Below are 17,338 nucleotides of genomic sequence, written 5' to 3'. Positions count from 1 at the left end.
CATGCCTCAAATCAGGTTATCGACAGAGGAACTGGTGTATGGCTACCAACAGGGACGGGGCTTTTTTTCACCGTTGAACCTATGCTGTCGGGAAGGCGAGGTTACGGCAATTCTGGGGGCGAATGGCAGAGGAAAAACCACGCTGCTGAATACCTTACTGGGCCACTTATCGCCACTTGCCGGGACGATTCAGCGCGAGGGACGCATTGGTTTTGTGCCACAGATATTTACCCCACCGTTCTCCTATAGCGTTCTGGATATGGTACTGATGGGGCGCGCGGCGCGTGTTCGGCTGTTTGCGATGCCCTCAGCCCATGATATCCGCGTGGCTCAGAATGCGCTGACCCTGCTGGGAATCGCCTCGCTTGCCGAGTGTGAATTTAGCACGCTGTCCGGTGGACAGAGACAGCTTGTGTTAATCGCACGGGCATTGGCGTCGGAGTGTCAGACGCTGATTCTGGATGAGCCGATGGCGGCGCTTGATGTACAAAATCAGGCGCAGGTGCTGCGGCTATTGGCTGATCTGGCTAGAACGCAGCATCTGAGTATCTTGCTGACCACGCACGACCCTTCCCACGCGTTAGCCATTGCCGAGCAGGCGCTGCTCCTGATGGATAATCAGCATTATCTTTATGGCCGCAGTGACGAGGTTTTGACTGAGGCTAATTTGTCGCGTTTGTACGGCATCCCGGTACGGCAGGTTTGTGTTGAAATCGCACCGCAGCCGTATCGTGCGTTGATACCGATATTAACCATGACGGAGCGACCGTGACCGACCCTCTGCGCCTGTATGCCGCTGGCAGCCTGCGCCTCGCGTTTGCGCCTTTGCTGACGACATTCAGTGAACGTTACGCGGTGGAGGTGATACCGACTTTCGGCCCAGCGGGACTGCTGAGTGAAAAGGTGTTGCACGGTGACGCGGCGGATATTTTTGCATCGGCAAACTGCGCGCACCCTTTACGCTTGAAGATGCTGGGGCTGGCGGAGGAAACCACCGTGTTTACGCGCAACCATCTTTGCATCGTCATGCGTAATGTGCCTGAACTCACCACGCAATCCTGGTTGATGGCGCTGCTTGACCCACGTTTTGTGCTTTCTACCTCAACGCCCGGCAGTGATCCCGGCGGGGATTATGCGCTTCAACTCTTTGATCGCATCGAACGTCTGCATCGTGGATGGGGAAATCAACTGCGGGACAAGGCTAAACCGTTGGTAGGCGGGGGGCTAGACCATGCCATTCCTGCCGGTATGACGGCGGGTAGTTACCTGATCCGTAACGGACAGAGCGATATGCACATTGGCTATGCCAGCTATCTGCCGTTGCTGCTCAATCAACCGGATCTGCACGTGGTTCACCTACCCGATCCCTATCGTATTGATGCCGAGTACATGTTGGCCATCATGAAGCCGGCTCGACGTGAGGCACGGCTGCTGGCGAACTACCTTTTATCACCCGAAGGACAGGGTTTTTTGGTGAGTAAAGGATTTGCCTCGTTGTTTTAATAGCCTAACGGGAGGTAAATCGGCCAACGATGGCGAACTCTGCTATGATTGCGGCATATCTGCGCCGCTTTTTGACTCGGCGTCACCTTCGTTATATCGTCCTTGGTAGAGTAATCACTGTGAGTACAACCTCTTTTTCTTCCCTCGCGCTGCCGGCAGAGCAGTTATCCAATCTTAATGAACTGGGCTATACCGACATGACGCCAGTCCAGGCGGCGACGTTGCCAGCCGTTCTGAGCGGCGCAGACGTGCGGGCCAAGGCGAAAACCGGTAGCGGCAAAACGGCGGCATTCGGCATTGGGCTGTTGGATCGTATTGTCGTGAGTGACTTTACGACACAGGCGCTGGTACTCTGTCCGACGCGTGAACTGGCCGATCAGGTTAGCAAAGAGCTGCGTCGTCTGGCGCGTTTTGCACAAAACATTAAGATTCTGACACTGTGCGGCGGTCAGCCGATGGGGCAGCAGCTCGATTCATTGGTTCACGCACCGCACATCGTTGTCGGGACGCCAGGACGTATTCAGGATCATTTACGCAAGCAGTCACTATCCTTGGATAGCCTGAAAGTGCTGGTGCTGGATGAAGCGGATCGCATGTTGGACATGGGGTTTACTGACGCCATTGATGATGTGATTTCCTATACACCGTCCGAGCGTCAAACATTGCTATTTTCCGCTACTTACCCTGAAGAGATCGAACAGATCAGCGCCCGCGTTCAGCGCCAGCCGCAGCGTTTCGAGATTGCAGATAATGTCGAAGAGTCGGCTATTGAACAACGCTTCTATGAGACGACGAAAGAGCAACGCCTGCCGCTGTTGATTGCCATTCTGAGCCATTATCAACCGGCCTCCTGCGTGGTGTTCTGCAACACGAAACGTGATTGCCAGAGCGTGTTTGACGCACTGGACATGCGCGGAATTAGCGTATCGGCGCTGCATGGTGATCTGGAACAGCGCGACCGCGATCAGGTTCTGGTTCGCTTTGCTAATCGTAGCTGCCGTGTGCTGGTCGCAACCGATGTTGCGGCTCGCGGTCTCGATATCAAAGAGTTGGCGCTGGTGGTGAATTTTGAGCTGGCTTTCGATCCTGAAGTTCACGTACACCGCATTGGCAGAACAGGCCGCGCGGGCACGCAGGGGCTGGCTGTCAGCCTGTGTACGCCACAGGAAATGAATCGCGCTAATCTGATTGAAGATTATCTCGGTATGCGAATTAAATGGACACCGGCGGATGAAATTAGCCGCAGCGGTGAGGTTGCGCTCGAACCTGAGATGATGACGCTATGCATTGATGGTGGCAGAAAAGCCAAAATCCGTCCCGGCGATATCCTCGGCGCGTTAACTGGCGATGCGGGATTAACGGCAGCAGAAGTCGGGAAAATAGATATGTTCCCTCTGCATGCCTATGTGGCTATCCGTAAAGCCAGTGCTAAACGTGCACTGCAGCAGCTCCAGAAAGGCAAAATCAAAGGGAAAAGCTGTAAGGCCAGATTGTTAAAGTGACTGGTGTTTGAGAGAGCGGACAGGAGTGTTAAGGGCGGATGCAGACAACAGAAATCGATCGGCGGCTGACGGAAGTGAGCCAGCAGCTAACGATGGTGCTGGTGCCGGGATTGCGAGACAGCGATGACGAACACTGGCAAAGCCATTGGGAGCGGCGTTTTCCTGACTGGCATCGTGTACGCCAGCGGGAATGGTATCAGGCCGATCTGGACCGATGGGTGTTGGCGATCCGCCGTGAGCTTAGCGTCTGTACACAGCCTGTGATTCTGATCGGTCACAGCTTTGGCGCACTGGCTTCCTGCCATATTGCGCAACAGGGTCAGGAAGGGATCGCGGGTGTGATACTGGTGGCTCCTGCCGAACCCCTGCGCTTTGAAATCGACGATCGCATTCAGGCAGCGCCGCCGCCAGTTCCTACGCTGACATTTGCCAGCCATAACGATCCGTTGATGAGTTTCACTCGCGCCCAATACTGGGCGCAGGCGTGGGACAGTGAGTTGATTGACGTGGGCGAGGCCGGACATATTAATGCAGAAGCGGGGTTTGGTCCCTGGGAATATGGCCTGAGAAGATTAGCTGAGTTTGCGCAAGCGCTCATTGCTAATTGGCCGGTTGCTATCAAGTAGCTATCTTATAGTATTAAGGTAACGTTATATTTTTCTCTAATGCCAAGGCAATCTGTTTATTTGTCTTGGCATCTCGTTGTTATTAAGACCGCTCTTCTTGATCGCCTGAACCATGCAGCATTTCCTGAATTTGCTGATAAATTTCGGCTGCAGACAAATTGCTGTATGACGTTTTACTCTCAAAATGTAATACCTGTTCGCCATCAGAACTATGAAGTGCGTCCATGAGTGCCAGGTCTTCTTGTGTGATACGCTGTCCTGTAAAGGCATCAAACATTTCAGAATTACCATCTGGGTACTTAACCACTGAAATGAGCTTGCCGTTGTACAAAGGAATACCCGTCATCGCCATAGAGTGTTCAGTAGCGGCTTTCTGCTGTGCCTTAATCTGTTCCGGCGGTGAGGTATCTTTCTCTTCAGTGGCACGTTTCTTTTGAGACGACAGCGTAACTTTCGTACTTTCGTTCGAACTTGGCATATTTTGAGAGTCGGAGTTTGCTGATGTGTCGGTTTTATTCCCCGGACTGATAGCGGCGACAACCGTTGGATTGGCAGCAGCACCAATAGGTGGCATGGTGGCCGGGGTTGTTGTACTCACGATTTGAATATCTGGAATCACCACAGTATAACTCCTTCTTATATCTATTTAATGCTGGTAATGGTTTTTACCAGTGAGTTACTTCAGTGTGTTAAAACCACATACAGTAATGCCACCATTGTTGAGATTCGTGCCACCAACACCAGCAGGTTAATTATCTTCCTTGGAAGAGTCACCAATCTGCTGAGTATAATTTCCTATTCTTCAACACGATGACGCTAATGAAATGGTTCAGTCAGAACACAGTTAATATAAAACGGTATTTATACCAAACTCTATTTATGAAAAATGCAATTGCATTAAAAAACACCCTATCAGAAAAGGTATCGGCTGTTTTTTATACTTCATTAATATCCAAAAGATATAAGATTTAACTTTTTGATTACCAATTATGCGATTTTATGTGACTAAACCCCTCTATTTTTAAAAAATGTAAAACTATCATGGTATTAACATCATCCTACGATAGCGCTTGCAACGGATGTGCTCTACAAGCGCAGGTGAACGCGATACACTGTTTTCCTAGTCTTTTCCCTGTTAAGAAGCGTTATGTCTAGCATTAAACTCACGGTTAACTATTTGTATCGGCAATCCGGTGAAACGCGAGAAGCCTCACAGGCGACAGCGCGTGTTTTTGTCGGTGATGAGCTTATCGCTACTGAGGTGATTACCGGTATGACGGAAACCCCGGTTAATAAATATTTGCACTACTCGAAGCCAGAAGTGCAGCCTGTACGTGTCGAATGGGATTGCCTGGGAACAACAGCTATGACGGTTTCTGAGGTGGAAATCTGTCCCTGCTGCCACCATGATTAGATTGACGCGCTGAAACTGCTCGTCATTTTTGAACGACGGTGCTTCATGATTGACGCACTAAATAACACGAGTTACGGAAAAACCAATGCACATGCAGCTAAAGTATGGCGGGTAAACAAGGTGAATGTATGAGATTAGCAGTATCAACCTTAATAACCTGTGGACTGTTGACGGCAACATGGGAAGTGCATGCCGGTTGGTATGTCGTGAGCAATTACGAAGGCCACATTGGGCCTTATCCGGTACATTTTTCATTGCAGAAATACAGCTCTGACCAAGATAAAAATCTTCTGGGGAGCTACTTTTACGATAAATACCGAGCGCCGATTCCCCTGTATGGGCGACTCTCGGAAACGTCGCTCGAAATCTGCGAAATCCATTCCCCGCAGGATTATGATAAATATATCATTCAGGGGGTTAAGTCCGGTATCGATACGACCCAGTGCCCGTTTAAATTGACGGAAATGGGGGAAGAGCTCCGTGGCGAATGGTCAAACGGAAAGGCACGTTATGATGTAAGTTTACGGCGTGTTGCATCCTTTGACGATAGCGAACAGCCCGCCAAGCTAGAAGGGCAGGTTGATATCCCTTTCTGGGGGCAAACGGCGACGCATAGCTTCGTTGGGGTGTATCAAAACAGTGATACGGGGATGATTGTTGAGGGAATCAAGGCGATCAATAAGAAGAGCGGCAATGTCGATCAGGTTCTTAAGCCTGATTTTCAGCAATGCCAGTTTGGTTTTTTCATGACCCCAATTTATATGAATATTGAGAACGGCGTAGATAACCGCAGCATTACGCTGAACTGCTATTCCCATGGTGGAGGCGATGTGCTATTGGAATACCGTTTTGATGTGGTCAACCAGCATTATGAGGTGGTCAGCGAGTAAAGATCCTAACGGGTTAGGATCTTTACTGATTTTTATATATAAATCCCATGCATTATTTTGCAGGCTAAATATATAGTATTATATTGTTGTAAATAAATGATTTTCACTTCCTCTTCTTTCTTGTTAAAAGTATTCCTTCCTACACTTTCATCATGGTTATACTTTTGACTATTGATGGTATTGGCTTTAAAAGGACTGTCCTTTGCTAAAGGAGTTAATATGCTTTCAGGAAAGAAAACGACGCTAGTATTCTCAATGTTATTCATCACTTTTTCTTCATATGCAGATAATTTCCCTAAATTGAATCAGGCGTTGCCATCAGGAATTGATGCGCGAGCAATTTCGCCTGTATTTGACTTTGATTCGGATGGCTGCCTTCCCAGCGCGGGAGTCAGTCGTAATGGCGTGCAGAACGGAGGGTTGAAACCATCAGGAAATATAACGGGTGGGTGCCGGTGGAGTAATTTTCTCGACTCATCAAATACATTGCACCGATACGCCTGTGTAAATTCTAGTGGTGCTTGCTATTGTGGTAGCTTCTATTCACTCTATTTTTTAAAAGACCAGATACTGAATGGGGTCAATTCAGGGCATCGTCATGATTGGGAGCATGTGGCTATTTGGACTAAAAATGGTGTGGTAACGCATGGTAGCTACAGTGCGCATGGAAAATTGACGACTAAAGATGCGGCGAGCATCGATAAACAGGATGGTCATCTGAAATTTGTTTATCACAAAGATGGGGCATTAACCCATGCCTTCCGTTTCTCTAAAGCGAATGAAAATGCGGAAAACCCGTATAAAAAATTTGTAACGCCAGACATCATCAGTTGGTACACCATGTCTGGTGATGGCATTAATAATCAGGAACTGCGAAACCGATTAAACGCGTTTGACTATGGGTCAGCCTCGATTCCTCTCAAAGACAACAATTTTCTGACTAACCTGAATAATGGTCGTCCGGCAGGTTATCCAGAATTTACGGCTGCCAGTCTAACAGCATCGAAATAATCATGATAAGAGAGGTGTGAGCAAACATACCTCTCCCTATTGTCGTATTTTTCAGCAAGATAAAATTATTTTTTGGAATAATATATTTATGAATGGGTATATTATTCTGTAGAGTTATCTTTAACGCCCTGAACAATCGAGCGATAGTTGATTAGCTGCTCATCTTGGTGAGTTAATAGGACGAGGATTTTATATCCGAGCTATTGCTAAAATACGAAACAATAGCCCGGAGCCATATCTGCGTTATTATCAATCCTCACTTGGATTTAAACTCGATACTTGTTCACTCATCGTTGCATTATGGCAGCGATAAGCATGAATTTGCTCTTTGATTGAAAGATTACTCGCCTCTAACGATTCGATATTCCCGCATTTTTTAATTCTGTCTTTAACCCATGTTTCTTGAGAGGCGTGGAATTTTCTCTTCATGTCTTCGGGGGCGTCTTCCAATATTCCATATACATCAGTGAAAAAGAAAAGATACTCGTCCTTTTCGCTTGCAAGTTTTTTATTTTGTGCGGTTTTTGTTATTTTTTCTGCGTTTTCACTGAGCCAGGCAACTGCATAAATCGCGCTGGATAGTTCATCATAAGTGTCTTTTTCTACTTTTATTTCCTTGCCATTATCAAGAACGCTGAGGTCGTAAGCAAAGGACGGAATGACGATCTTGTTGTCGGTGAGTCTATTATCTCTGCTTTCACCTGTTTTAGTGAAAAGATCATTTTCGATCTTATACATCTCATCTTTTGTGTACAAAAGATCATCTTCATTAAGAATGATATCGACAACCTCCTGACTCACTGGGATTTCAACCCTAAGGCTGCATGAGAACGCCTCTCCCCAGCGTGGTTGGGTTGATATTTTAGAATAAATAACGTTTACAGCATCAACCGATTGAGAGGGAGACTTAAAAAACATGGATTTTGCGCGGTCGGAAAACGTTTTTTTAACGACTTCAACCGCTTTGGGATTGCTGCATTGAAAATCATTCTTTGCATACGCTAAAGTAGCGGAAAAGATAATTGCAATTATGGCGTAAAGAATATTTTTCATTTTTTGTCCTTGTTTTCAATCAATCCAAGTTGCGTCAGTCTTTCCTTGGTCATTTGTTTTTGACAGGTATAAATTTTTGTATGTTCTTCCATCGAACGAGGTTTATTCGCGATAGTTTCTATTGCACCGCATTTTTTATTTTTATTTTTTATCCACCGCCGAGCATCTTCTTTTAATTTCCCTTTAATATAATCAGGTAGGCTACTCCAGTAAGTATTTAACTCACTATCAGCCTCTCTGAACTCGACAATTGCTTTATTATATTTAAAACGTGGTGATTGTTCTTCCAACCTTGCCGAATTTTCCTGTAACCAGGCAAGACCATAAAGCACCTGTGAAATTGGCTCACCGTGTGGATAGGTAATATTGATTTCTTGCTGGTTATCAGCAATGTGAACATTGTAATACACACGATCCGATGCAATGTATTCATCCCCTTTTTTATGAAGATAGAGATTGGAACGGTAAATGCTTTTTGCCTTAGGGTCTGCATTATCTTTAATAGGGTAATATTTTAAGAAACTTAACGTGTCTGCCGGGATTTTTATTTTTGCAGTGCCAACACAGCTAAGATTATTTTTTGTTTTGAGGTTTGATATAATAACATCATATTCAAATTCTATTTTTCTAATCGTGTCTAAAGAGACCCGATCGCGGATAGGTTGTGCTTTCTCCTGATCTTCTTTTATTAGTGATTGAATGACGAGAGGACTACGACATACAAGATTATTTGCGTTAACATAGTGTGATGAAATAATTATTAATAATATGGTTTTTGTTATGATTTTTATCATTTTAAATTCCATTTAAATAGTGTTAGCAGGACGCGCAGATTCGTTTATCTGAATATGAATTCGCGTCGACCATTTTATAAATGCCATTTATATTTGAGAATCGATAAATATAAGCGAATTCGCCTGCTTCCTGTTCAAGATCTGGCGTCCCTTTGTTAATGAGTTTTCTGACTATTCCCTTGAAGCCTGGAGGGGAAGTGATGTCCATCTGAATATTAATGATGCCGGATGACAGCATATAGTAATTCATAACGAAAACCGAACCCGCACTCGTATAAGATTTTTCGAAATATTTTTCTGACGGCGGTAGGTTTTTTATTTCTTGCAAAAAAGAAATAAACGCTTCTTTTCCATTTGAACCAGTGAAGATAAAACTGGAGTCAGATTCCATTTTTAGCATTATTTTATTGTTTTTATCACGGTTCGCATCTTTTTTCGCTACGTTTGCGCGATAATGGGCTGGGATAAAATGTGAATCTTTCAGTTCAATGAATTGATTGTAGTCTTTTTGTGATAATTTACTCTTTTGCAACACTGCAGTGAAGTCTGTAACAAAGGTGGAGAAATCCTGCGCATATGCCCCGATGGAGAGAAAAAGAAAAGGCAAAATGATGCTTTTTATATAACTCCGTTTCATAATAAACACACATTCCTTACAAATAGTGAATAAATCCTATTGATATTATAAGGATATTCATGGTTGCAAGTATATATTCTTTGTTATTCAAGTCACTATTGATGCTTTACGGGGGCGTCTGCTACGTTTCATCATGTTCAGACCCTATCAGAACAATATAGCGCTTACCCTGACTTCAAAATTAGACCCGTCGATAATCTTCTCGGTCAACGTCGATAGTGAGCACTATTTTTATTTAGGCGTTGATACAACATTGCTGTGTGCTGCTAACGACGAACATGACTTAATTTTATGAATTTACAAGGAAAAGTGGAGTTTACGACGCGTGTTGAGAAGTGTGAATGGTGTCCCCGACTGGAATCGATAATATAAATCATCATGCTGATTTTTAAGAATTAATTTTCATTAAGAATAAATATTTATACATTCATTTATACATAAGCGATCTTCTGACTTCATTTTGGCAACCGGTTAATCTAACCATTTTGTTTACCTAACTTTACAAAATGAATTTCGGTCGATTCGAGTATACATTTTGTGAACATAAGTTTACAGCCAGTTAACACTCACTTATGTTCGTCTATATTCAATAGTTCAAAATTCCAGCTTTATTCAGGCTGGCATCTTTTAAGTGAAATCCAGGTGCATTTACGAATTAATGTTTTTGTGCGAGGATTTATGAACCCAGTGAGATTGAGCTAAATCTTGTTGGAGTCTTGGTAAAATTCTCGATTACAAAAAATTACATTTTTATTTTTAATGAACCAGTTTTATTAAATATAGAGATATATAGCGATATATAGATAAATATGGGCTTTTGATTAACTTGAATGGTGATACTCGCCTGATTACCCCTATTTACAACAAAATCCCGCCATGTAAATCTATATACATCTTACGAACTCCTCTTGAATCTGAATTAATCTCAGAGGGAACGTGCATCTCAAATAAATGTGTGGAAGGTATGGCTATGGATGCTTCATTGATTAAAAACAAAGAGATACGGTTAATCCGTCTGAAGGATGTAATGTCTAAAACGGGGCTTCCACGTTCAACGATTTATCATCGAATGAAGGATGGTCGATTCCCGCTTAATGTATCGATCGGGGAAAGAACGGTGGCATGGGTGGAGCAGGAAATTATCGATTGGATTAATAGCAATCTGGTAAATAGGAAAAGTGCGGAGTAAGGAAATGAAAAAAATAGAACGCTGCAAATATGATAAAGCCTTGAATGTCATTTCGGCTTATCAGCCGGTTCCATTTGAACCTAAATACGGGGATGGCGGTTATGCGATCCGCATCATTGAGATTTATCGCCTGTTTAAAATGGAACGTTCATTAGCCGAGTTGGAAACGCTGACGGGCTATAACATGCCCAGCTACATGTGTGACCCGGACGAAATCAACTTCCTGATTGAGCGTGGTACGGCGATTTGTGAGGCGGCACAGGAAGCGGTTAATGAAGCCCATCAGGGCGTTCTCCGCTACGGCGGTGAAGCGGATAATCCTAATCACAATATGCCTTATACCCGGCAAGGCCTTATCTCGATGAAAGAGGCATTGAGACAATTGCAAGTGCAGCGGGAACGGGCGCTGGATAATTATGAACGGGCTAAATTAATCTATCAGGCACGGCAGGGGTTATTAGGTTTACTGCGGCCTGTTGTGGAAGCCATGCTGAAAAAGAACATCAAAGGTTTTATGAACAAGGTGATGGAGAAATTGCCGGTTGCCTCATTGCCTGCATACGCCTATAGAATGGATTCCTATTCTAACGGCCTAAGCAGTCAATCCCATATTTATGCCTGGTCAGCGATGGATGAATTACAGAAAGCGGTAGAGGAAATTTTTAAAAAATGTCGTCACCCAATAGAAAGATATGAGTTAAATAATAATGGGATCGAAAAATCTGAGTTATGCCGTTTGTATTACGGTCATGAAGGTGAGCTGTTTCGCCAACTCATGCCAGTGAATGATTATGTGGAATTAATGATAGAAATGGTGAAGGGCGAAAAATATAAAAATAGAATGATGCGAGACACACTGTAATTCACTGTATTACCACATTTATATAAAAGGATATTTTATGCATCACGTTAATGCTCCAGCATTGGCGGGGGAATTCCATCGCAATTTCACCCGCGGCGCAAATTATTTAAGCAGTAACAAAAAAAGTTTTTCGATATCCGATGAGGCCGAAAATAAATTACGCGTTGCCTTGCTGGAATCTGGCTGGATGACGCAGGGCATTACCATGATGGACATGGCGGAGGAAACCGGCCAGGCGATCACGCTTGGTGATAGCAGCTTACATACCGGGCGTGCGCTAGAAGGGCGATTTAACAAGCCGCTGGCTGTCAATGGTACGCCGTATGTGCTGGTTGAAACGGATTCCTGCGCGTCGCTGTCGTATGCGCAAATGTCACTGATTGCCAACGTGGGCGGTATTGATCACTTCACCCGGACGGTGGCGGCGTTCTTTGAACGCGCAATGGCGTTAGATATTTTGCGTATCGGACTAAATGGCGCGTTTCTCAGCCCCGAAACCAACCCCGCTAAATACCCCAAAGGGGAAGATATCAATCTGGGCTGGCATGCCATTGCCAAACAATTTAACGGCGGCTCACAAGTGCTGGCTGATGCGATCACGCTGGGAAATGGCGGCGATTTCCCGCATCTGGATGCACTGGCCAATCATCTGATCACCAAAAAGATACCAGAGGGATTGCGTGAAGATCCGCGCCTGGTGGTGTTAGTCGGTGCAGAACTGGCCGCTGCGGAACGGCTACGACTATTCAATATGGCAGACCGGCCAGCGGATCTCGCGGCTGCGCAGATGGTCACCAGTTCTGTAGCGGGACGTTTTGCCTTTGTTCCACCGTTTATGCCGGGTAAACGACTGGCCGTGACCACGCTGGAAAACTTGCACGTCTACACGCAAAAACACAGCCGCTATTTCCGGGCGGAATTCGTGGATGACCGTTCCGTGTATGAGCACAGCTACTGGCGCAATGAGGGCTACGCGCTGGGGGATGGTTATCTGTATGCCGCTGCCGATGAACAGGCCATTACGTTGTTACCGTGAGGGAGTACATGAACGATTCACAGTTAACCACCGGCTGGTTTTGCGTGGCTACCGAAGGCATCACCATTGACGGGCGCTATATCGATCCGACCTGGCTAAAAGACATGGGCGCGACCTACAACCCGTCACGTTATACCGCGCTGATTTGGGGAGAACACAAGCGTACCGGCGATAACCTGGGGGAAGTGCTGGCCGCGAAACATGAGGTTATCGATGGCGAGTCCCGGCTGTTTGTGCGTATTCGTCCCACGGCACAACTGGTTAGCTACAACGAGAAAGGGCAAAAGCTGTTTTGCTCGATTGAGATTGAAGAGGATTTCCCCGAAGCGGGGCGGTTTTATCTCAGTGGGTTGGCTGTAACGGATAGCCCCGCCAGTGTGGGAACGGATCGCATCCGCTTTAGCGCTAATCGGGCGTACTTCTCACGACGGGGGAAACGCGCCCGGCTCAGCCAGCCGATCCCCTGCCAGTTTTCGCTGTCGCCGTCCGGCTGGTATTCCGCGATTTCAGGCGGCTGAACACAGGTAAAAAAATACCCGGTGCGGCAGGCACCGGGTAACACTCCCTTGTCGTCTAACGTCATGGCTCATCACTGAGCAGGAAACACTATGTACGCGATAACACACCCGGTCAATCACGGGGATTCGGATAAAAATTGCTTGCTGCCGCCAGAATACGCGGGGTATAGTCTGCCCGTTGCCGCAAAATCGGCAACCGGGCGTGGAAACCCGTGTAACTTACTGGCGATACCAGACGCCGATTGCGTCTTTTTTTGTATCGTAGCCTTTGTACACCCATTTTTTACGGCACCGATCCGTACCGAATCAATGGTGGCTCAGGCGGGGCAGCTTTCGGGCTGGCCGGTGTCCAGTGAGGCCGGTATTTCCACCCCCGTCTGGGCTACCACCAATCAAGAGCGTGGAAACTCTGGTGGTAGTGTTTTAACTACTCACTGGAGGTTGACGCCATGTCATCTACCCCTATTCAAACTCGCCCCGAATTTGTCTTTTTATTTCTGGCTGTGCGCCGTGCTGATGTTCACGCCGTTCCGCACCGTGAAACCGTTATTGCCCCGAATGAACGCAGCGCCCGTCGTCTGCTGGCGCGTGACTATGTGCTCGCTTTTGCTGGCCGTCTGCCGATTGAGGGGGCGCGTCATGTTTGATAACACTCCGTTGGATCTGGAAGAAATCATCGACCAATGCCGGGCGCTGGCGTATGCGCTGGTTGAACTGGATCAGCCCCAGGCGAAAGAGGTGCTGACCTTTGTTCTGTCAGAGCGGCTGGACTGCTTGCACCGCACCTTTAACCAGCCGGTAGCGGAGTGCGATCATGACTAATGCTCAGTTTCCTTGTGGCTACACGCAGAATGGTGAAGAGCGTATAAATCGTGCTTTACAGGCCAGCGAGTGCATGGCCGAGCTGTTACGCCACCATGCCGATCACCCTGGTAAGCCTCTTAATTCAGACGGCCTGGCCGCTATTTTTGAATGTGTTCGTGACCAACTCAACGGCGCGGTAGAAACCAGTGAATTCTTTGCCGGAGGGGTGAACCATGAGCGCAATTAACCTGCCGACCTCACCGGCTTTCAAAATGGCGCTTTTGCGCCATTACATCGCCAGCGCTTTCCTTGAAGCAATGACAACCCAGTATGGCCAGGCGGTTTATGTGCTGAACGATAGCTATATTCCGCTGACCGCCGACAAGGTGGCAATTAACATCATTCGCCATATTGAAGCGCCCTATATCGACCAGTTCGGCTGTGCGATGGGGCAAGCGATGGCGGCGCAGGCGTTGTATGAAATGCTTGAACCGGGCTTTATGCGTGAGGCTGTGCGCCTGTCAGCGTATGGCTATCGCTGTCTGTTAGCCATGTATGCGGAGATTGCGAATGGTGCGACGGATGGCGAACTACCACCCGGTACTGTGGTGGAAACGCTAATGACGGGAGGGACGGCACAATGAGCAGACCCAAACTCTCCGAGACGGTGAAGGCAGCAAACAACCGCTGGGCGCAGATATTACCGGCGCTGGGAATTACGGTTCCGGCCAACGGCAAGCATGGCGCTTGCCCGAAATGCGGCGGTACAGACCGTTTCCGCTTTGATGATAAGGACGGGCGCGGGACGTGGTTTTGTTCGCAGTGTGGCAACGGTGACGGGCTGGATTTGGTGCAACTGGTCAGCGGGGACGACAACAAAACCGCCGCCGATGCAGTGGCGTCCGTTCTGGGCTTACCGGAGGTGCAACACCCGACAACCCCGCCCGCCAGGAAAGAAGCCGATGAAGCCGAAAAGCGCCGCCAGTTCAGCGCCAGCTATCGCACACTGTGGGCGACTTGTGAAACCGGCGAAAGCGCCTATCTGATGAATAAAGGCTTAACGGGGCAGGGCTTGTCCCTGACTCGCCAGGAGAAGCACAGCGGCGGCGTGGCTTTCCCTGCCGGTTCGCTGTTGCTGCCGCTGACTGACGTCGACGGTCAGATAACGGGAGCGCAGCTAATCAGCCCATTGGGGGATAAACGGCTACTGGCCAATTCCACCCTGGCGGGCAGCTTTATTGCTCTGCAACCGTTGCCGAGTGAGACACCGGAGCAGGTGACTATCACCGAGGGTTACGCTACCGCGCTGACGGTGGCGGCACTGACCGAGGGCGTCACGGTAGCCGCTGTCGCCGCCAGTAATTTACTGAACGTGGCGCAGGCGTTCCGGCAGAACTGGCCAGATGTGCGGCTGGTGATTGCTGGCGATAACGACTTTGACGACGGCAAGGAAAATACCGGGAAACAGTGGGCTGAGAAAGCGGCCAAGGCAGTAGACGGCTGGGTGACGTTACCGCCGACGCGCCATAAAGCCGATTGGGATGATTTCAGACAGGAGCATGGCCAGGAGCGCACCAAAGAGGCGTTGCGCGAAGAAATGATTTTGTTTGGCAAGGGTAAGACCCGCTTGCCGCAAGGCTTCCGACTGACTAAAGAATACCTGTGGTTTGACAAACTGGTGAACAAGTCAGACGGCGATACGGAAATTCGCAATATCAAACTGTGCAGCCCGGTACGGGTGACGGCTATCACCTGCGATATGGACGGCAGCAACTACGGCCGCTTACTTGAATGGGAAGACACCAACGGCATAAGCCGCAAATGGGCGATGCCGATGGAGTTGTTAGGCGGCAGCGGGGAAGAGCTGCGCCGCGTACTGCTGGTTAATGGCCTGTCGTACATCAACACCAACGGCCAGGCACGGGCACACCTGATGGAATACCTTTCCTTGTGCAAGCCAGATCGCAAGGTGACGTGCGTCAGTAAAACCGGCTGGCACGGTTCGGTGTACGTGCTTCAAGACGAGGTGATAGGTGAGGGGGCGGAATCGGTCATTCTGCAAACATCCAGCGTACAGGGGCGGGATTTTCGCACGGCGGGAACGTTGGCCGACTGGCGCGATCAGGTGTCTCGGTATTGCGTCGGTAATGCTCGCGTGGCGTTTTCCGTCAGTCTGGCCTTTGCCGCGCCGTTGCTCAAACTGGTTGGTGTTGGGGGCGGTGGCTATCACCTGAAAGGGGAATCGACGGACGGCAAAACTACCACGATGAAGGTGGCGGCGTCGGTGTGCGGCGGTTCGGACTTCTGGCACACCTGGCGGTCAACCGGCAATGCGCTGGAAGGCACGGCCAGCCGCCGCAACGATGCCACGTTAATGCTCGATGAAATCCGTGAGGTAGATGGACGGGAAGCCGGAAATATCGCCTACATGCTGGCTAACGGTCAGGGTAAGGCCAGAGCCAGAACGGACGGCAGCGTCAGGGAAACGAACCGCTGGTGTTTGCTGTTTCTCTCCACCGGAGAACTATCACTGGTTGAACACGCCGCCAACGCCGGAGAACGCACTTATGCCGGTGTGGAAGTGCGTATGGTGCAAATCCCCAGCGATTCGGGCAAGTACGGTGTGTTTGAAGAACTGCACGGTTTTTCAGGCGGCAAGACGCTGGCCGAGCATTTAGAACAGGCGGTGACGGAATGCCACGGCGCGGCCTTCCGCGAATGGCTGCGCCACCTCACAACGGATTTATCCGGCATGACGGCCAAAGCCAAAGCGCTGCTGAAAACCTACACCCGCGAGTTAACGCCCCACGAGGCAGGCAACCAGGTGGGGCGGGCGGTCACGCGTTTTGCCCTGGTCGCGATGGCGGGTGAACTGGCCACCGAAGCGGGGATAACCGGCTGGCCTGCTGGGGAAGCGCTGCGGGCGGCAAAAGTTTGTCTGGATGCGTGGATGGTCGATCGCGGGCATGTGGCCAATCAGGAGGAAGCCGCCGCGCTGGAGCAGGTGAAAGACTTCATCACCCGTAACCAGTTCAGCCGCTTTGCCGACTGGCACAACGAGTACAGCCGCCCGGCCAATTTGGTGGGTTTCCGTCAGGTAGTGAAAGGCAACAACACCGAGGATGCCGCCACCACGTTTTACGTGCTGTCATCGGGTTGGAAAGAAATCTGCAAGGGGTTTGATGCCAAGAAGGTGGCACAGCTTTGTGTCAGAGCGGGCTATCTGGATGTGGCAGAGGGCAGCAGCCGCACACAGAAAAACATCCGCCTGCCAGAAATAGGCGTCAAGTGGGTGTACCAGTTTAATAGCAGCGTATTGGGTTAATACTCTCGCACGTATCTTATTTTTCTGAGGATACAGCGGTTACAGAGGTGACAAGCAGGCAAGGCAAGGGCTGGTGTTGTCACCATGAATAAATAGTCTGTGGTGACAGAGGTTACAAAACACGACCTGTAACCGCTGTCACCAGTAGTGAAAATGGCGTGGTTACAGTAAAAA

General features: G+C 48.5%; 20 protein-coding genes and 1 pseudogene. 17 read left to right on the top strand and 4 right to left on the bottom strand.

Annotated features, from left to right (window positions below; translation table 11 throughout):
- Position 1: 1 nt before the first annotated feature.
- From A7983_RS01300 to A7983_RS01285, 4 genes are all read left to right on the top strand, one after another.
- Positions 2 to 772: an ABC transporter ATP-binding protein gene (locus tag A7983_RS01300; protein WP_005969970.1), complete on the top strand. Its 771-nt coding sequence runs from the start codon at positions 2 to 4 to the stop codon at positions 770 to 772.
- Positions 769 to 1,503 (top strand): molybdate ABC transporter substrate-binding protein, encoded by a 735-nt coding sequence (locus A7983_RS01295; RefSeq protein WP_005969968.1) that lies wholly within the window; start codon positions 769 to 771, stop codon positions 1,501 to 1,503. The genes A7983_RS01300 and A7983_RS01295 overlap by 4 nt, the downstream gene beginning before the upstream one ends.
- A gap of 119 nt (positions 1,504 to 1,622) precedes the next feature.
- A complete protein-coding gene (gene dbpA, locus A7983_RS01290; protein ID WP_039478211.1) occupies positions 1,623 to 3,005 on the top strand; it encodes an ATP-dependent RNA helicase DbpA in 1,383 nt (460 codons plus the stop codon).
- Positions 3,006 to 3,043: 38 nt separating this feature from the next.
- Positions 3,044 to 3,631 (top strand): alpha/beta hydrolase, encoded by a 588-nt coding sequence (locus tag A7983_RS01285; protein ID WP_005969965.1) that lies wholly within the window; start codon positions 3,044 to 3,046, stop codon positions 3,629 to 3,631.
- Between the two features lie 82 nt (positions 3,632 to 3,713).
- Here the strand turns inward: A7983_RS01285 and A7983_RS01280 are convergent, their stop codons facing one another.
- Positions 3,714 to 4,253: a C2H2-type zinc finger family protein gene (locus A7983_RS01280; protein WP_005969964.1), complete on the bottom strand. Its 540-nt coding sequence runs from the start codon at positions 4,251 to 4,253 to the stop codon at positions 3,714 to 3,716.
- A gap of 525 nt (positions 4,254 to 4,778) precedes the next feature.
- On the opposite strand from A7983_RS01280, the gene A7983_RS01275 reads away from it, so the two are divergent.
- The 3 genes from A7983_RS01275 (at position 4,779) to A7983_RS01265 (ending at position 6,946) form a co-directional block, all read left to right on the top strand.
- Positions 4,779 to 5,045 (top strand): hypothetical protein, encoded by a 267-nt coding sequence (locus tag A7983_RS01275; RefSeq protein ID WP_005969963.1) that lies wholly within the window; start codon positions 4,779 to 4,781, stop codon positions 5,043 to 5,045.
- 128 nt (positions 5,046 to 5,173) lie between these two features.
- Complete coding sequence (locus A7983_RS01270) at positions 5,174 to 5,935, top strand: hypothetical protein (RefSeq protein WP_005969961.1); 762 nt, start codon at positions 5,174 to 5,176, stop codon at positions 5,933 to 5,935.
- 219 nt (positions 5,936 to 6,154) lie between these two features.
- Positions 6,155 to 6,946, top strand: coding sequence for an NPP1 family protein (locus A7983_RS01265; protein WP_005969959.1), 792 nt, complete (start codon positions 6,155 to 6,157; stop codon positions 6,944 to 6,946).
- 249 nt (positions 6,947 to 7,195) lie between these two features.
- Here the strand turns inward: A7983_RS01265 and A7983_RS01260 are convergent, their stop codons facing one another.
- Genes A7983_RS01260 through A7983_RS01250 form a run of 3 tightly spaced genes read right to left on the bottom strand, consistent with a single transcriptional unit; the run spans position 7,196 to position 9,430 of the window.
- Positions 7,196 to 7,999 (bottom strand): hypothetical protein, encoded by an 804-nt coding sequence (locus A7983_RS01260; RefSeq protein WP_005969957.1) that lies wholly within the window; start codon positions 7,997 to 7,999, stop codon positions 7,196 to 7,198.
- Positions 7,996 to 8,793: a lysozyme inhibitor LprI family protein gene (locus A7983_RS01255; protein ID WP_005969956.1), complete on the bottom strand. Its 798-nt coding sequence runs from the start codon at positions 8,791 to 8,793 to the stop codon at positions 7,996 to 7,998. The genes A7983_RS01260 and A7983_RS01255 overlap by 4 nt, the downstream gene beginning before the upstream one ends.
- A gap of 22 nt (positions 8,794 to 8,815) precedes the next feature.
- Complete coding sequence (locus tag A7983_RS01250; protein WP_005969955.1) at positions 8,816 to 9,430, bottom strand: hypothetical protein; 615 nt, start codon at positions 9,428 to 9,430, stop codon at positions 8,816 to 8,818.
- Positions 9,431 to 10,400: 970 nt separating this feature from the next.
- Between A7983_RS01250 and A7983_RS01245 the strand changes: the two genes are divergently transcribed.
- The 10 genes and pseudogenes from A7983_RS01245 (at position 10,401) to A7983_RS01205 (ending at position 17,164) form a co-directional block, all read left to right on the top strand.
- Positions 10,401 to 10,619, top strand: coding sequence for an AlpA family transcriptional regulator (locus tag A7983_RS01245; RefSeq protein ID WP_005969954.1), 219 nt, complete (start codon positions 10,401 to 10,403; stop codon positions 10,617 to 10,619).
- A 4-nt stretch (positions 10,620 to 10,623) separates the two neighbouring features.
- The gene (locus A7983_RS01240; RefSeq protein WP_005969953.1) at positions 10,624 to 11,481 is read left to right on the top strand and encodes a hypothetical protein; all 858 of its coding nucleotides are present in this window, start codon (positions 10,624 to 10,626) and stop codon (positions 11,479 to 11,481) included.
- 37 nt (positions 11,482 to 11,518) lie between these two features.
- Entirely contained in the window at positions 11,519 to 12,517 is a 999-nt protein-coding gene (locus tag A7983_RS01235) for a P2 family phage major capsid protein (protein WP_005969952.1), read from the top strand.
- 8 nt (positions 12,518 to 12,525) lie between these two features.
- Complete coding sequence (locus A7983_RS01230; protein WP_005969950.1) at positions 12,526 to 13,035, top strand: GPO family capsid scaffolding protein; 510 nt, start codon at positions 12,526 to 12,528, stop codon at positions 13,033 to 13,035.
- Positions 13,036 to 13,125: 90 nt separating this feature from the next.
- Positions 13,126 to 13,404: pseudogene (locus tag A7983_RS23810) on the top strand (ash family protein); the annotation flags it as partial.
- A gap of 80 nt (positions 13,405 to 13,484) precedes the next feature.
- Entirely contained in the window at positions 13,485 to 13,682 is a 198-nt protein-coding gene (locus A7983_RS23805; protein WP_005969949.1) for a host cell division inhibitor Icd-like protein, read from the top strand.
- Positions 13,675 to 13,857, top strand: a complete 183-nt coding sequence (locus A7983_RS01220; protein ID WP_005969948.1) for a hypothetical protein — start codon at positions 13,675 to 13,677, stop codon at positions 13,855 to 13,857. The genes A7983_RS23805 and A7983_RS01220 overlap by 8 nt, the downstream gene beginning before the upstream one ends.
- Positions 13,850 to 14,086 carry a hypothetical protein gene (locus A7983_RS01215; RefSeq protein WP_005969947.1) on the top strand — a complete coding sequence of 79 codons (237 nt, stop codon included), beginning with the start codon at positions 13,850 to 13,852 and terminating at the stop codon, positions 14,084 to 14,086. Before A7983_RS01220 ends, A7983_RS01215 begins: the two co-directional genes overlap by 8 nt.
- Entirely contained in the window at positions 14,073 to 14,483 is a 411-nt protein-coding gene (locus A7983_RS01210; protein WP_005969946.1) for a hypothetical protein, read from the top strand. Before A7983_RS01215 ends, A7983_RS01210 begins: the two co-directional genes overlap by 14 nt.
- Complete coding sequence (locus tag A7983_RS01205) at positions 14,480 to 17,164, top strand: DUF927 domain-containing protein (protein ID WP_005969945.1); 2,685 nt, start codon at positions 14,480 to 14,482, stop codon at positions 17,162 to 17,164. The genes A7983_RS01210 and A7983_RS01205 overlap by 4 nt, the downstream gene beginning before the upstream one ends.
- Positions 17,165 to 17,338 lie beyond the last annotated feature (174 nt).

Origin of the sequence: Pectobacterium wasabiae CFBP 3304 (genome assembly GCF_001742185.1) — a bacterium.
GTDB lineage: Bacteria > Pseudomonadota > Gammaproteobacteria > Enterobacterales > Enterobacteriaceae > Pectobacterium > Pectobacterium wasabiae.
The sequence above is the reverse complement of the archived record's forward strand: the minus strand, read 5'-3'. Positions and strand labels throughout refer to the sequence as shown.

Bases quoted from the DNA above. Each gene is read 5' to 3' on its own strand.
- A7983_RS01300 (WP_005969970.1), top strand. From the start codon at position 2: ATGCCTCAAATCAGGTTATCGACAGAGGAACTGGTGTATGGCTACCAA.
- A7983_RS01285 (WP_005969965.1), top strand. From the start codon at position 3,044: ATGCAGACAACAGAAATCGATCGGCGGCTGACGGAAGTGAGCCAGCAG.
- A7983_RS01275 (WP_005969963.1), top strand. From the start codon at position 4,779: ATGTCTAGCATTAAACTCACGGTTAACTATTTGTATCGGCAATCCGGT.
- A7983_RS01270 (WP_005969961.1), top strand. From the start codon at position 5,174: ATGAGATTAGCAGTATCAACCTTAATAACCTGTGGACTGTTGACGGCA.
- A7983_RS01265 (WP_005969959.1), top strand. From the start codon at position 6,155: ATGCTTTCAGGAAAGAAAACGACGCTAGTATTCTCAATGTTATTCATC.
- A7983_RS01260 (WP_005969957.1), bottom strand. From the start codon at position 7,999: ATGAAAAATATTCTTTACGCCATAATTGCAATTATCTTTTCCGCTACT.
- A7983_RS01255 (WP_005969956.1), bottom strand. From the start codon at position 8,793: ATGATAAAAATCATAACAAAAACCATATTATTAATAATTATTTCATCA.
- A7983_RS01250 (WP_005969955.1), bottom strand. From the start codon at position 9,430: ATGAAACGGAGTTATATAAAAAGCATCATTTTGCCTTTTCTTTTTCTC.
- A7983_RS01245 (WP_005969954.1), top strand. From the start codon at position 10,401: ATGGATGCTTCATTGATTAAAAACAAAGAGATACGGTTAATCCGTCTG.
- A7983_RS01240 (WP_005969953.1), top strand. From the start codon at position 10,624: ATGAAAAAAATAGAACGCTGCAAATATGATAAAGCCTTGAATGTCATT.
- A7983_RS01235 (WP_005969952.1), top strand. From the start codon at position 11,519: ATGCATCACGTTAATGCTCCAGCATTGGCGGGGGAATTCCATCGCAAT.
- A7983_RS01230 (WP_005969950.1), top strand. From the start codon at position 12,526: ATGAACGATTCACAGTTAACCACCGGCTGGTTTTGCGTGGCTACCGAA.
- A7983_RS23805 (WP_005969949.1), top strand. From the start codon at position 13,485: ATGTCATCTACCCCTATTCAAACTCGCCCCGAATTTGTCTTTTTATTT.
- A7983_RS01220 (WP_005969948.1), top strand. From the start codon at position 13,675: ATGTTTGATAACACTCCGTTGGATCTGGAAGAAATCATCGACCAATGC.
- A7983_RS01215 (WP_005969947.1), top strand. From the start codon at position 13,850: ATGACTAATGCTCAGTTTCCTTGTGGCTACACGCAGAATGGTGAAGAG.
- A7983_RS01210 (WP_005969946.1), top strand. From the start codon at position 14,073: ATGAGCGCAATTAACCTGCCGACCTCACCGGCTTTCAAAATGGCGCTT.
- A7983_RS01205 (WP_005969945.1), top strand. From the start codon at position 14,480: ATGAGCAGACCCAAACTCTCCGAGACGGTGAAGGCAGCAAACAACCGC.